Below are 14,856 nucleotides of genomic sequence, written 5' to 3' on the forward strand. Positions count from 1 at the left end.
AACAGCCTGTCTGCTGATTTTCACGGGGTATAGCTGTTTCGTTTTGATTTAGTACTAGGCAACGAATCGCAGGTATAACTTAGGTTAGGCAAGACGAGTTAACGACGTAATAAATGAAAACGAAACGACTATAAAATTGAATAGAAGTCTGCAAGACTAGTACATCTAGGGAAACTGTCTAGGGAGATGAGCCGTGACTGGAAGCTCATTCAGTGAAAATAGGTCGAATTCACTTGCACATGGACTTACAAATAAAGGTTTGCAGTATTGCAAATGAAAACGGATGGTACCGCGTGACAACGCTCCGATTGGGTGTGGTCATGCGTTTTTATTTTGGAGGAAATATGTCAACAATTGAACAACAATTAGCTGAATTAAGACAATCAACACTGGATGAATTGAAAAAGATTCGCTATGAAAATGCCAAGGAATTACAAGACTTACGGGTTGCTGTATTAGGAAAAAAAGGGTCTTTGACAGACTTATTGAAAGGACTCAAGGATCTCTCGAATGATATGAAGCCGATTATCGGAAAACAGGTCAATGAAGTTCGTGACGTCTTGACCAAGGCTTTTGAAGAAACGGCAGTCCTTGTCGAAGCAGAAAAGATTAAGGCACAATTAGCTCAAGAATCAATTGATGTAACCTTACCAGGCCGAAGTGTCAAACAAGGTTATCGTCATGTCTTGACCCAAACGAGTGAAGAAATTGAAGATATTTTCTTAGGAATGGGCTTCCAGATTGTCGATGGTTTTGAAGTAGAAAAGGACTATTACAACTTTGAGCGGATGAACTTGCCAAAAGATCACCCAGCTCGTGACATGCAAGATACTTTCTATATTACTGAGGAAATTCTCATGCGGACCCATACCAGTCCTGTACAAGCACGGACCATGGACCAGCATGATTTTTCAAAGGGTGCTCTCAAAATGATTTCTCCAGGGCGTGTTTTCCGCCGCGATACAGATGATGCAACGCATAGTCATCAATTCCACCAAATTGAGGGCTTGGTTGTCGGAAAAAATGTCTCAATGGGTGACTTAAAAGGCACGCTTGAGATGATTATCAAAAAAATGTTTGGTGAGGATCGTCAGATTCGCTTACGTCCTTCGTATTTCCCATTTACAGAACCGTCCGTTGAAGTGGATGTATCCTGCTTTAAGTGTGGCGGAGATGGCTGTAATGTCTGTAAGAAGACTGGTTGGATTGAGATTTTAGGGGCAGGAATGGTTCACCCACACGTGTTAGAAATGAGTGGCATTGATCCAACAGAATATTCTGGTTTTGCCTTTGGTTTAGGTCAAGAACGGATTGCCATGCTTCGTTATGGAATCAATGATATTCGTGGCTTCTACCAAGGGGATAGCCGTTTTTCTGAACAATTCAAGTAAGGTGTTGCGATGATTAGTGTAGTTGAGAAAAAAGACCTACCTTTGCTCCGTGAAATGGCCATGCAAACCTTTCGCGAAACTTTTGGGGCCTTTATCAAAGAAGCTGATTTGGAGTATTTCTATACCCATGATTTGGCACTTGAAACCTTGGAAAAAGAATGGGAAAATCCAGAATCAGCCCATTACTTTGTCCTTCATGAAGGGCAGCCAGTTGGATTATTGAAGGTGAATTGGGGAGATGCCCAGACCGAGCATGAACTAGAAGATGCGTTTGAAATTCAACGTTTGTATATTTTGCAGTCCCACCAAGGTTATGGTTTGGGAAAGGCCTTATTCGAATTTGCTCTTGAAAAGGCAGTAGCAGGTCAGTTTACCTGGGCTTGGCTAGGAGTTTGGGAGAAGAATTTTAAGGCACAAATTTTTATTTCAAGTATGGATTTGAGCGCTTTAGTGAGCATGAATATGTGACAGGAGATACAGTAGATATTGACTGGCTCCTGAAAAAGCGGATCAGAGAAGAAAAATGAGGAAGTACGATGTTAGTAAGTTATAAATGGTTAAAAGAATTAGTAGATATTGATGTGCCGAGCAAGGAATTGGCGGAAAAGATGTCAACGACAGGAATCGAGGTAGAGGGGGTGACTTCTCCAGCAGATGGTCTGTCAAAAATTGTGGTGGGAGAAATCCTCTCTTGTGAGGATGTGCCAGATACACATCTTCATGTCTGCCAAGTAGATGTCGGTGAAGAAGCGCCACGCCAGATTGTCTGTGGAGCGCCTAATGTCCGTGCGGGAATTAAGGTTATGGTTGCTCTTCCTGGTGCACGTATTGCCGATAATTATAAGATTAAAAAAGGAAAAATCCGTGGCTTGGAATCGCTCGGTATGATTTGTTCTCTAGGCGAGTTGGGGATTTCTGACTCGGTTATTCCAAAAGAATTTGCGGACGGTATCCAGATTTTACCGGCTGATGCGGTCAATGGTGATGAAGTCTTTTCCTACCTTGACCTAGACGATGAGGTAATTGAACTGTCCATTACGCCAAACCGTGCGGATGCTCTGTCCATGCGTGGGGTAGCCCATGAAGTGGCAGCAATTTATGACAAAACTCCTCAGTTCAAAGAGTTTCCACTGGTCGAAGCAGACAAGCCAGCCAGCGATGTGATTGAGGTAGCGATTGAATCTGAAAAGGTTGCAACCTATCGTGCGCGCGTGATTGAAAACGTGACAATCGCACCGAGTCCTCAATGGTTACAAAATCTCCTGATGAATGCGGGAATTCGCCCAATTAACAATGTAGTGGATGTGACCAATTATATTCTCTTGTATTTTGGACAACCTATGCACGCCTTTGATTTGGATAAATTTGAAGGCCAAAAGATTGTGGCGCGTGATGCAAGAGACGGGGAAACCTTGGTCACTTTAGATGAAGTCGAGCGTGAATTGGTAGCAGATGATATTGTCATTTCCGTTGCTGATAAGGCGGTTGCCCTTGGTGGTGTCATGGGTGGCGCTGCAACTGAGATTGATCATCAATCGACAAATGTGGTGTTAGAAGCGGCACTTTTTGATGGAAAATCCATTCGGAAAACATCTGGTCGATTAAATCTCCGCTCGGAATCTTCTTCTCGTTTTGAAAAAGGAATCAACGTGGCTGATCTTGCAGCGGCTATGGATGCGGCAGCCAGCATGATTGCAACATTAGCAGGTGGTCAGGTTCTTTCAGGTGTTGTGTCTGCAGGAGAAGTAGAGACCAGTCCAGTAGCTGTTTCAGCCGACTTGGACTATGTCAATCGCTCTTTGGGAACTAGTCTTGTTTATAGCGATATTGCTGACATCTTCCGCCGTTTGGGTATGGAGATTACTGGTGATGATGCCAGCTTTACTGTCCAAGTTCCACGTCGCCGTTGGGATATTCGCATTCCAGCAGATTTGGTCGAAGAAATTGCACGGATCTATGGCTATGACAATCTTCCAACAACCTTGCCAAAAGAAGATGGAACAGCTGGTGAATTGACAAGGAGCCAAAAACTCCGCCGTCAGATACGTCAGATTGCTGAGGGGGTTGGGTTGAGTGAAATAATTACCTATGCACTGACAACTCCTGAAAAAGCAGCTGAATTTAGCTTGGCACCCACAAGCGTAACAGAATTGATGTGGCCAATGACAGTCGATCGTTCTGCTCTTCGTCAAAACATGATTTCAGGGATGTTAGAAACAGTAGCCTATAATGTAGCCCGTAAAAATAAAGACTTGGCCTTGTATGAAATCGGAAAAGTCTTTGAACAGACAGGTAATCCACATCAAGATTTGCCACAAGAAATCATGAAATTCGCTTTTGCTTTGACAGGATTAGTAGCAGAAAAAGATTTCCAAACTGCAGCAGTTCCAGTTGATTTCTTCCATGCTAAGGGAATTCTAGAAGCCCTATTTGCCAAGTATTCACTTGAGGTCAGCTATGTGGCAACTAGTAGCCTAGCAGCGCTTCATCCTGGACGAACTGCTCAGATTGAGCTAAATGGTCAGGTGATTGGTGTACTTGGACAGGTACATCCACAGCTTGCAAAAGAATATGGAATTCCTGAAACCTATGTGGCTGAAATCAGTATTGATGCCATTGAAGCAGCTCTTCAGCCAGCTAAGCCTTTCACAGAAATTTCAAAATTCCCAGCAGTTAGCCGTGATATTGCCCTCTTGGTAGATAGTGAGACGCAGCACCAAGCGATTCTTGATGCGATTTCGGCTGTAAATGTGAAGCGTTTGACGAAGGTAAGTCTTTTTGATATTTATACTGGTAGTAACATTGAAGCAGGTAAAAAATCCATGGCTTATAACTTGACCTTCCAAAATCCACAGGATAGCTTGACTGATGAGGAAGTGGCTAAGTATATGGAAAAAATCTTTGCAGCCCTTAGCCAATTAGGAGCAGAAATTAGGTAGGGCTATGGATCAAGCAACTATTCAGCAAAAATATTTCAGACAAGGCCGATTGGTGACCATTCCCAAAAAAGAACAAGCCAAATGGCAATTATTTCATTATTTTCAGCAGCAACTAGCCGAGCAAGGCCAACAGTTTACGGAAAAAGAAATCAATGATTTTTTCAAGACCTATTACGATGATACGGCTATTTTGCGGCGATACTTGGTTGATTATGGTTTTTTAGAGCGTGATTTGTATGGAAAAATCTATACGATAGGAGAGAGAAATGGTTATTTGGATGAGAGATAAGGAGACGATACTCCAGTAGAAGAGATTTCGTGTGTCTCTGTCCACTGAGTGGTGCTTGTCGAAGGTTTCTCATGCAACTATCTCGTGAAAATCGCGATAGGGAAATTATGCTTGATGATGAAAAATGTGAGATTGTGAACTTAAAAGACCACATGTCTATTGGTAGGGAGAAGAGCGCTATCCAATAGGTGAGCCAACAAAACTGGATTAAGAAAAAAACTTGGAGATTTCCAAGTTTTTTTCTTAATAGCCATTTTATCTATAATTAGTTATTTATTGCTATAAAATGGAGTAGGCTAAGTGAATCAAATAGAATACTTTTTCAGTAAATGAAATAGGTAATACTAAAAAAGGTCGTCCAAACTATCTAAGTAAGTTGCAAAATATTAACGTTGATTTTAATGGAGTATAAGTATTCATCTGCTCCCTTTTGTATTTTAAAAGCCATCAGTAAAGGATACTGGTGGCTTATTGTATATAGTCTTATTTCATCGTAGGGAATAGTAAGACGTCACGAATAGTAGTGGTGTCAGTTAGGAGCATGCAGAGGCGGTCGATTCCGATACCGAGTCCGCCTGTTGGGGGCATACCGTATTCAAGAGCTTCTACATAGTCGTAGTCAATGCCAGTGGCTTCATCATCTCCCAATTCTTTGGCTTTAGCTTGCGCCTTAAAGCGTTCCAATTGATCAATGGGATCATTCAACTCAGTAAAGGCATTTCCATACTCTTTGGTCATAATAAAGAGTTCAAAACGATCCGTGAAGCGGTCGTCTTCAGGATTTTTCTTAGCAAGTGGTGACACAGCCACAGGATGTCCATAGATAAAGGTTGGCTGGATAAGGGCATCTTCTACAAATTCTTCGAAGAAGGCGTTAATGATTTGACCAACTTCAGTATAATGTTTTTCAACTGGAACCTTATGTTCGTTTGCCACAGCTTTTGCTTCTTCAAAGGTCATCTCTTGCCAGAAATCAACACCCGTTTGTTCCTTAATCGCATCAACCATGTGAAGGCGTTTGAATGGCAGGTGGATATTGATTTCTGTTCCTTGATAAGTGATTGGTCCGTCTCCGACAACAGCTTTTGCAGTGTGTTGGATAATGCCTTCGGTCAAGTTCATGATATCAAGGAAGTCTGCATAGGCTTGGTAGACCTCGATGGATGTAAATTCAGGGTTGTGAGTAGCATCCATTCCTTCATTACGGAAGATCCGACCAATTTCATAGACACGTTCCATACCGCCGACAATCAAGCGTTTCAAATGTAATTCTGTTGCAATCCGTAGAACCATGTCAATATTTTGGGCATTGTGGTGGGTAATAAAAGGTCGGGCAGCAGCACCACCAGCTTCATTGTGAAGGACAGGGGTTTCGACTTCCAAGAAACCAAGTCCGTCAAGGTAACGGCGGATTTCTGAGATAATCTTGCTACGAGTGACAAAGCGGTCAAAACTTTCACGGTTTGAAATCAAGTCTAAGTAGCGTTTGCGGTAAATAGTTTCGGTATCCGTTAAGCCGTGGAATTTTTCTGGTAATGGGCGAAGGGCTTTTGACAAGTGGGTTAATCTGCGGGCATGAATGGACAATTCACCCATATTGGTCCGCATGATGTCTCCCTCGACCCCGATAAAGTCTCCGAGGTCAGCCTTATTGAAGAGTTCATAGTTTTCTTCACCGACATCATCTTTACGGACATAGATTTGGATTTGACCTTCGCGGTCTTGGATGTGGGCAAAGCCTGCTTTTCCTTTTCCACGTTTTGTCATCATACGTCCTGCAATAACAGCAGTAGCACCCAATTCAGCCAAATCTTCCTTGCTTTTATCTTCGTATTGTGCTTTTAATTCTGCTGAATTAGCTGTGCGTTCAAATCGTTTTCCGAATGGATCAATCCCTTTTTCGCTAAGAGCTGCCATTTTTTCACGGCGAACGAGTTGCTGGTCATTTAATTCTTCAAAATGTTCATTTGACATAGTTGTTTCATTCCTCCAAAGTCTATCTCATTCATTCTAGCATAAAACCAAAAAAAAATCAGCTAGGATAGCTAATTTTTTCTATTATATACATGATTTTAACGGGTTTATCTAGTCAGCTTTGGTAATCAAATCTGCAAATTCTGCTCCGACAAAATCAGCTAATGCTTGGCTATCCATTCGAATAGAGCGGCCAAGTTCTCCAGCTGAGACGATGATTTGTCCCAATTCTAAGGCGGATTGATCGATATAGATTGGAAAACGATGCTTCTGGCGAATACCAACAGGATTGTTGGCACCGTGGACATAGCCGGTTGTTTTTTCCAAATCTTTTTGGGGAATCATGCTGACTTTTTTATTACCAGAAATCTTAGCTAATGCCTTTTCTGATAGGTGTTCTGTAATAGGAACGATGCCGATAACGGGGCCTGTCTTATCACCGATTAAGGCAAGTGTTTTGTAAATCTGATGTTTTTCCACACCTTCTGGTAGTTTGCCTTCAAGTGCGTTGATTTCAAGACTATCATGGTCAAGCCCTGCCTTATCTAAAATTTGGTCCACCAAGGTTTTTTTGCGTTTCTTTTGCTTGGCCATTACTTGTATTTTTCCTCCAGTTTACTCATCCAAAGACCTAGCCAAATCCCCAATCCAAAGAGAAGTAGGGCCAGAAACCAGGTTCCAATGCCTGCGCCAGCGTAGGAAATGGACTCTTCATTTCCAGCTTGGGGAATGAGAATTAGGACAGTGCTAGACAAAACAATTCCAATGATGAAGTGATACACTCGGGAATGGTAATATTTGAGAGCCAAGTCCATAGCTTTTGAAAAGGCAAGCATGGCAAGGACACCGCCGATTGCAATGGGTAAGAAGGTGCCAATCAAATCAAGTGATTTAAAGCCATTGAGCATAGGAGCATAAATTCCTAAAATGAGGAGAAGATTGGAAGGGCTGAGCCCAGGCACCAAAATCCCTAAGGCAATCAAGGCTCCTGCCAAAACAAAGCTAGCAAAAGTAGCTGGTAAGGTTCCTACTAAATCATTGAGGAAATAAAGCAGCAAACCAGATAGGAGAAAGGTTCCGCACAGCCAAGCGAGATCAGCCATATCCCGTTTACTATGCTGGGTAGATTCTTTGACGAGACTCGGGATTGTTCCGACAATAGCTCCCGCAAATCCCCATAAGACGATGACTTGATAGTGTTCCAAGAGGTATTCGACGGGATAGGAGAAGAGGGCGATTCCTAAAATTCCTCCAATTCCTACTGGAATGAAGAAGAGGACATTTTCAATAAAATTCTCGCGAATATGAGCAAGAAAACGAATCATCCGTTCATAGATTCCCAAAATGGCTGCCAATACACCTCCTGATACACCAGGTAAGATAAAACCAAGGGCAATAATCATTCCCTTTACAACTCTTGCAATAAAAGATGTCATTATTTCCTCCATAAAAAAATAAGGTATAATAGATCCAACTAAAACGTAAAACGTTCAAAACGATACTATTATACCATATTTTGTGAGAGAGGGCAGGCCCTTATTTATTTGGCAAGAAAAAACGTGGATTGGCAGGTATGAGAATACCCAAGACAAGTAGGACAACAAAGAGGGTCAGTCCACCTGCTGTTCCGTTAACGGTGAAGGAATACCAGTAAGCAGACATGCCTTCAGGAGCATAACTACCCCAAAAGATAACACCAGCAATGTAGTGAATCACGTAGCGAACAAGGATAGCAAGACTAGCAGCTAGAAAGGCTTGTACGAGCGCTTTTGTGTACTCTTTTGTTCTTAATGCTGTTTGGAAACTAGGTGCTAGGTAGCCTGCTAGTCCCATTGCGACAAAGGCAAGAATGTATTCCAAAAAGACTTGAGAGAAGGAAAGATAGTAGACCTTGCCAAGGACAAAGTGGAGCAACCCCCAAATCAGACCTGCCAAGAGACCGTATTTTGCGCCTCTTCGTAAAGAGAATAGTATTAAAGGAATAGCGCCAAAGGATGGATTAAACCAGCCGATAAAGTCAGGAATAAAGGATAAGACCATAGCAAGAGCTGCAAAGAGGGCGACTTCAACAAGGGCATTGAGATTTTTGGACATAAAGAAAGACTCCTTTAAATCACAAAAGGAGTCTTGGTCTTCGATAATACGAGTGAAAACTAAGTATATTTCAAACACAATTCCTACGCTAGTGTTAACTAGATCAGGTTCGAGGATTTCGCAAATGCGATCTCAGCCGAAGCACTCCTTTGTGATAGTTATTTAATGTACTTGTAGTATAACACATTACTGTGGATTTGTAAATAATTTTTGATAGACTTCGTTTGGTTCTTTTTGAGTAGTAATCAAATTCAAATCCAAATGATGGGCAAAGCCGCTAAGTGCTCCTACAGATGTATATTGGTGTAAGTCATAGTCTAAATCAGTCGCAGGAGCAGCATTGTAGTAGCCAGAGTTTGTTCCATAAGTCGGAATCCAAAGGGCAGTAAATTTATCGACGGAAATGCTATGCTCTGCCATAAAATAGGTTCCAACATAGATACCAATGTTTTTAGCGCCCAAGTCCTCTAATTCCTGACGAAAGGCTTCGACCCCGGCATTCATATCCTCCATGGTCTTTTCTTCGACATCAAGCCAATAGTAGGTAGGGTTGTATTTGTAAGAGGCCTCATAGAAAGATTTCGCTTCTTTCTTCATCGACTCGATACTATTTCCGGTGACATAGGCATAGACAGCTACGGGAATCCCACGCTCTTGAAATTCCTTTATGTGAGTCTGGTAATGTTTATCCAAGCCATTTTTATCGGAGGCATTGTTATCCTTTCGGGTGTGAGAACCGCTCTGTACTCGGATAATAGCACCAGAAATATTAGCAGAAAGGACATCATAATCAATATCAGATGGCCTCTGCCAGCCGGATACGTCAACGATTGGCTTCATCTCCAAAGCATTTGTAATATGGATTGGCTTTGCATGATAAGTTGGCGCACTAGAGGAACTTGTAGTACTAGTGATGGTTGTTACGTCTTTGTTTTGTTCCTGACTAACTACTCGCGTCACAAGGATGAGTCCTGTAAACAAGAGGAAGAAGACAGCAACAAATATAGGGTGTATTTTCTTTCTCATCCTCTTTATTCTAGCGTAAACTAGCTAAAAAATCAAAAAAATACACCTTAGGGAAATTATTCTTGACAGTCCGCAAAGAATTCGTTACCCTATAGTAGGAAATAAATGAGAAAGTGTCGTGTGTGATGTCAACGAGACGAATGAGTCAGATAGTGATTTTGGCAGCTTTATCCATTGCGTTGCGCTTTGCATTTGCTGGTTTTCCAAATATCAAACCGATTTCAGCTATTTTTTTAGTCAGTCTTTGTTTTTGGCCGTTGAGTGATAGCCTGTGGGTGATGGCCTTAACCATGCTGGGAAGTAGCCTCTTATTTGGCTTTGGTTTGGTTGTTTTCTGGCAAATACTGAGTTTTGCATTCGTGATGCTGATATGGTATGTATTACTGGTTCCGTTTATTCGTCGGAATCGGATACCGCTAGCTTTGCAAAGTCTATTTTCAGGATTAGTTCTATTTTTCTATGGCTTTTCGATTAGCTTACCGATTGCCTGGCAATACGGAACAAATCCGATTGTTTATTGGCTAAATGGTTTGTCGTTTGATGTCTTACATAGTGTTTCAACTATTTTATTTTACCCGATAATTTATTCTATATTTAGGAGATATTACACTTATGAAAAAAATCGTTCTTAGCATTCTGTCTGTAATAGCAGGTCTATTTTTGGTGGCTTGCCAGCCCCAAATGAAACCTTCTGATTCAGAACAAACCTACACCGCAACTTTAAAAGTGACATTCCCTGATGATAAAGTAGTCGAAGAAAAGGTATCATTTGAAAAAGATGATACAGTTATGGATATATTAGAAGATTACCATAAAATTGAAGAACAAGAAGGTCTTGTGACTTCCATTGATGGGGTCACGCAAGACACAGCAAAAAATACCTACTGGATGTATGATGTGAATGGTGAATTGGCTCCGAAAGGTGCAAAAGAAATGCAGGTCACAGATGGCGATACAATTGCTTTTTACTTGAAGACCTTTAAATAAAGATAGGAATAGAGAGTTTCATGTATCGTGAAGCTCTCTAACTTTTGTTCTAACATTTCCATTCTGCCTCCTTTTCTGTAAAATTGTCAGATTTTTCCGTATTTTAACTAGAAATATGGTATAATGAGAACAATATTCAAAAGATGCTTAGGAGAATAGATGAAAATTGATAAACGGCCTTTGCTGAACTATTCTATTTTGATTCCGTATTTAATCTTGTCCATTGTCGGGCTGATCATGATTTATTCGACAACGAGCGCCTTGCAGGTCCAAAATGGTGGAAATCCTTTTAAACCCCTGATCAGCCAGGCTAGCTATTGGGTGATTAGTTTGGGGTTGATTTACCTAGTTTATCGCATGAAATTGAGCTTTCTGCGTAGATCAGGCTTGATTTCTATAACGCTCTTAATCAATGGATTTTTACTGATTATTTCCCATTTTTTTGATGCTGTCAATGGAGCGCATGGTTGGATTCGTCTGGGACCAGGCGGGATTATCGGCTTGCAACCAGCAGAATATCTGAAATTATTGATTGTTTGGTATCTGGCGCATAAGTTTGCCAAGATTCAAGGAGAGATTCGTAAGTATGACTATCAAGCTTTGACCAAGGGACGCTGGGTTCCGAATAAGCTAAATGATTGGCGTATGGTTAGCCTTGCTTTTTTAGGGTTAGTTGCATCATTGCCGGACCTTGGAAATGCAGTCATTGTTGCTCTGATCATCGTGGTCATGGTAACGGTCAGTGGAATTGGCTACCGCTGGTTTTCAACAGCCTTGATAGCAATTGTGTCTGTTTCAGCTTTACTATTAGGATCTATTCGTTTGCTTGGTGTTGAATTTGTGGCAAAAATTCCTCTATTTGGCTATATTGCGCGGCGTTTTGCTGCTTATTTCAATCCTTTTGAAAATGCAACCGAATCAGGTTTGCAGTTGACCAATTCCTACTATGCCATGAGCAATGGTGGCTGGTTTGGCAGAGGATTAGGAAATTCGATTGAAAAGAATGGATATCTACCAGAAGCGCATACCGATTTTGCCTTTTCGATTGTCATAGAAGAGCTTGGTTTTTTTGGAGCGAGCCTTATTTTGGCCCTCTTGTTTTTCTTGATTTTGCGCATTATCGTAGTCGGTATTCGATCTAAAAATCCCTTTAATGCGATGGTGGCATTTGGGGTAGCTGGTATGTTACTCGTTCAGACCTTTGTCAATATTGGCGGGATTTCTGGTCTGATTCCAGCGACGGGAGTCACCTTCCCATTTATTTCTCAAGGAGGAAATAGTTTATTGATTATTTCTATAGGAATTGCTTTTGTGCTCAATATTGATGCTAGTGAAAAGCACGAACTAATTCGAGAAGAGATTGAACGAACAATGATTTAGTAAGAAAATGAGGAGAAAAGGAAGATATGGCGATACAAAAATTAGAAAACTACAACAATAAAGAGACGATTCAAGAAGAAGTAGGAATTTTGACAGATATCTTACAGGATGTTGCACGTCAGCTAATGTCTGAAGAGACCTTTGATAAGATTATCGAACTTGGAACTCTTTCAAAACAAGATGATTACGGTTTGTTAATGGAAATCATTGGTCAATTGACCAACGATGAGCTAGCAGTTATCTCCCGTTATTTTGCAGTGTTACCTCTCTTGATTAACATTTCAGAAGATGTGGATTTAGCTTATGAAATCAATCATCAGAATAATTTGGGCCAAGATTATCTTGGAAAAATTTCGACCACGATTGATTTGGTTTCTCAGCGTGAAGATGCGGCTACAATCTTAGAAAATCTGAATGTGGTTCCTGTTCTGACCGCTCATCCGACCCAGGTTCAACGTCAGTCTATGCTTGATTTAACCAAGCATATCCATGAATTGCTCCGCCGCTATCGTGATGTGAAGCTGGGTCTCATGAACCGCACTAAGTGGCTTGATGAATTGCGGTGCTATGTGGAAATCATCATGCAGACCGAGATGATTCGTGAGAAGAAACTCAAGGTAACCAATGAAATTACCAATGTCATGGAGTATTATAACAGCTCCTTTATCAAGGCAGTGACCAAACTCCAGCGAGAATACAAGAATCTTGCGGCAGAGCGTGGAATTGAGCTAGTGAATCCGCGTCCGATTACCATGGGGATGTGGATTGGCGGAGACCGTGATGGCAATCCTTTTGTTACAGCAGAAACCCTGAAATTGTCTGCCCTTACCCAGTGTGAAGTCATTATGAATTACTACCATGACCAACTGGAAAAACTCTACAGTAATTTCTCCTTATCAACAACCATTGTTGAGGTCAGTCCAGCAGTTCAAGCTTTGGCTGATTTATCTGCAGATCATTCTGTTTATCGTGAGCATGAGCCCTATCGTAAAGCCTTTCATTATATCCAGATGAAATTGGCCAATACCTGCGATTATCTAGTTCATGACCAGAAAAATGACGATCGGTATGCCAATGTTCGAGAGTTTAAGGCAGACATCATTGCCATAAAAGAATCCTTGGAAGAAAACAAGGGTGTGGCGCTATTAAAAGGTGATTTGACCGAATTATTAGAAGCGATTGAAGCCTTTGGATTTTACTTGGCTAGTATCGATATGCGCCAAGATTCGAGCATTCATGAGGCTAGTGTCGCTGAACTATTAGCTTCTGCGAAAATTGTAGAAGATTACAGCAGCTTATCAGAAGAAGAAAAGTGTCAGGTACTCTTAAAAGAATTGGTTGATGATCCACGGATTTTATCTGCGACCCATATTCCAAAATCAGAGCAGTTAGAAAAGGAATTGGCTATTTTTGCAGCAGCCCGTGAATTGAAAGATAAGCTAGGTGAGGAAGTCATCAAACAGCATATTATTTCTCATTCTGAGCATGTATCTGACTTACTAGAATTAGCCTTGCTCCTAAAAGAAGTTGGTCTGGTTGATGCAGAACGTGCGCGCGTGCAGATTGTGCCCCTCTTTGAAACGATTGAAGATTTGGACAATGCCCCTGCCACCATGCGCAATTACTTGCAGTTAGACGTTGCTAAATCTTGGATTGCAGGCAACAATCATTACCAAGAAATCATGTTAGGCTATTCTGATTCCAATAAAGATGGTGGCTATCTGTCATCTGGTTGGACCCTTTACAAAGCGCAGAATGAATTGACCCAAATCGGTCAAGAGTATGGCGTGAAAATTACCTTCTTCCATGGACGTGGTGGGACAGTTGGACGTGGTGGTGGTCCTTCTTACGATGCCATTACTTCTCAACCATTTGGTTCTATCAAGGATCGGATTCGTTTGACAGAACAAGGAGAGGTCATCGGAAATAAATACGGTAATAAGGATGCAGCCTACTACAACTTAGAAATGCTGGTATCGGCAACCTTAGACCGGATGGTGACGCAGATGATTGTTGATTTAGATGAAATTGATGGCTATCGTGCAATCATGAACGATATTGTTGAGGACAGTTACCAAATTTATCGTGATCTAGTCTTTGGCAATCCGAATTTTTACGATTATTTCTTTGCAGCGAGCCCAATTCGTGAAGTGTCTAGTTTGAATATTGGTTCCCGTCCAGCAGCGCGAAAAACCATTACTGAAATCGGAGGACTCCGTGCCATTCCGTGGGTCTTCTCATGGTCGCAAAATCGTGTCATGCTCCCAGGTTGGTATGGAGTGGGCTCTAGTTTCAAACGATTCATTGACAAGGATCCAGACAATCTTGCTAAGCTCCAACAAATGTATGAAAATTGGCCATTTTTCCGTTCTCTGCTGTCAAATGTGGACATGGTCCTCTCCAAATCTAACATGAACATTGCCTTTGAATATGCCAAGATGTGTGAGGATGAAGACGTGCATTCTATTTTCTATACCATTTTGGATGAATGGCAATTAACCAAAGATATGATTTTGGCGATTGAGCAAAATGATGAATTATTAGCAGAACTACCGTTCTTAAAAGCCAGTCTTGCTTACCGCATGCCTTATTTCAATGTCTTGAATTACATTCAAATTGAATTGATCAACCGCCTCCGTCGTGGAGAATTAAGTGCGGATCAGGAAAGTCTGATTCATATTACCATCAATGGTGTTGCAACTGGTTTGCGGAATTCAGGTTAAGAACAAAAAATCGGTTTTGGCCGATTTTTTTGTCTATTTGCTCAATATGCTGT

The 14,856-nt window shown here is 41.4% G+C and carries 12 protein-coding genes, 1 pseudogene and 1 riboswitch; of the genes and pseudogenes, 8 read left to right on the plus strand and 5 right to left on the minus strand.

Annotated elements, in window-relative coordinates; translation table 11 throughout:
• Positions 1-344 precede the first annotated feature (344 nt).
• From pheS to A4H00_RS07980, 4 genes and pseudogenes are all read left to right on the plus strand, one after another.
• A complete protein-coding gene (pheS, locus tag A4H00_RS07965) occupies positions 345-1,391 on the plus strand; it encodes a phenylalanine--tRNA ligase subunit alpha (protein ID WP_067089143.1) in 1,047 nt (348 codons plus the stop codon).
• Between the two features lie 9 nt (positions 1,392-1,400).
• A pseudogene (locus A4H00_RS07970) lies at positions 1,401-1,918 on the plus strand (GNAT family N-acetyltransferase).
• A gap of 9 nt (positions 1,919-1,927) precedes the next feature.
• Positions 1,928-4,330 carry a phenylalanine--tRNA ligase subunit beta gene (pheT, locus tag A4H00_RS07975; protein ID WP_067089148.1) on the plus strand — a complete coding sequence of 801 codons (2,403 nt, stop codon included), beginning with the start codon at positions 1,928-1,930 and terminating at the stop codon, positions 4,328-4,330.
• Positions 4,331-4,334: 4 nt separating this feature from the next.
• On the plus strand, positions 4,335-4,619 hold the full coding sequence (locus A4H00_RS07980) for a DUF2087 domain-containing protein (protein ID WP_067089152.1): 285 nt from the start codon (positions 4,335-4,337) through the stop codon (positions 4,617-4,619).
• Positions 4,620-5,102: 483 nt separating this feature from the next.
• On the opposite strand, the gene lysS is transcribed toward A4H00_RS07980, so the two are convergent.
• The 5 genes from lysS to A4H00_RS08005 form a co-directional block, all read right to left on the minus strand.
• Positions 5,103-6,593 carry a lysine--tRNA ligase gene (lysS, locus tag A4H00_RS07985; RefSeq protein ID WP_067089156.1) on the minus strand — a complete coding sequence of 497 codons (1,491 nt, stop codon included), beginning with the start codon at positions 6,591-6,593 and terminating at the stop codon, positions 5,103-5,105.
• Positions 6,594-6,704: 111 nt separating this feature from the next.
• Entirely contained in the window at positions 6,705-7,187 is a 483-nt protein-coding gene (locus tag A4H00_RS07990) for an aminoacyl-tRNA deacylase (protein ID WP_067089161.1), read from the minus strand.
• Positions 7,187-8,029 (minus strand): DUF368 domain-containing protein, encoded by an 843-nt coding sequence (locus A4H00_RS07995; protein WP_067089165.1) that lies wholly within the window; start codon positions 8,027-8,029, stop codon positions 7,187-7,189. Before A4H00_RS07995 ends, A4H00_RS07990 begins: the two co-directional genes overlap by 1 nt.
• Positions 8,030-8,129: 100 nt before the next feature.
• A complete protein-coding gene (thiT, locus tag A4H00_RS08000; protein WP_067089168.1) occupies positions 8,130-8,687 on the minus strand; it encodes an energy-coupled thiamine transporter ThiT in 558 nt (185 codons plus the stop codon).
• Between the two features lie 63 nt (positions 8,688-8,750).
• Positions 8,751-8,846: riboswitch (TPP riboswitch) on the minus strand.
• Between the two features lie 27 nt (positions 8,847-8,873).
• Positions 8,874-9,713, minus strand: a complete 840-nt coding sequence (locus A4H00_RS08005) for a glycoside hydrolase family 25 protein (RefSeq protein WP_067089173.1) — start codon at positions 9,711-9,713, stop codon at positions 8,874-8,876.
• Positions 9,714-9,838: 125 nt separating this feature from the next.
• On the opposite strand from A4H00_RS08005, the gene A4H00_RS08010 reads away from it, so the two are divergent.
• From A4H00_RS08010 to ppc, 4 genes are all read left to right on the plus strand, one after another.
• The gene (locus A4H00_RS08010; RefSeq protein WP_099092163.1) at positions 9,839-10,345 is read left to right on the plus strand and encodes a hypothetical protein; all 507 of its coding nucleotides are present in this window, start codon (positions 9,839-9,841) and stop codon (positions 10,343-10,345) included.
• Entirely contained in the window at positions 10,326-10,700 is a 375-nt protein-coding gene (locus tag A4H00_RS08015) for a DUF4430 domain-containing protein (RefSeq protein WP_067089181.1), read from the plus strand. Before A4H00_RS08010 ends, A4H00_RS08015 begins: the two co-directional genes overlap by 20 nt.
• Before the next feature lie 159 nt (positions 10,701-10,859).
• Positions 10,860-12,080 carry an FtsW/RodA/SpoVE family cell cycle protein gene (locus A4H00_RS08020; RefSeq protein WP_067089185.1) on the plus strand — a complete coding sequence of 407 codons (1,221 nt, stop codon included), beginning with the start codon at positions 10,860-10,862 and terminating at the stop codon, positions 12,078-12,080.
• Positions 12,081-12,106: 26 nt separating this feature from the next.
• Positions 12,107-14,803, plus strand: a complete 2,697-nt coding sequence (ppc, locus tag A4H00_RS08025) for a phosphoenolpyruvate carboxylase (RefSeq protein ID WP_067089189.1) — start codon at positions 12,107-12,109, stop codon at positions 14,801-14,803.
• The last annotated feature ends 53 nt before the right edge of the window (positions 14,804-14,856 follow it).

Source organism: Streptococcus marmotae (genome assembly GCF_001623565.1).
In the GTDB taxonomy this organism is placed as follows: domain Bacteria; phylum Bacillota; class Bacilli; order Lactobacillales; family Streptococcaceae; genus Streptococcus; species Streptococcus marmotae.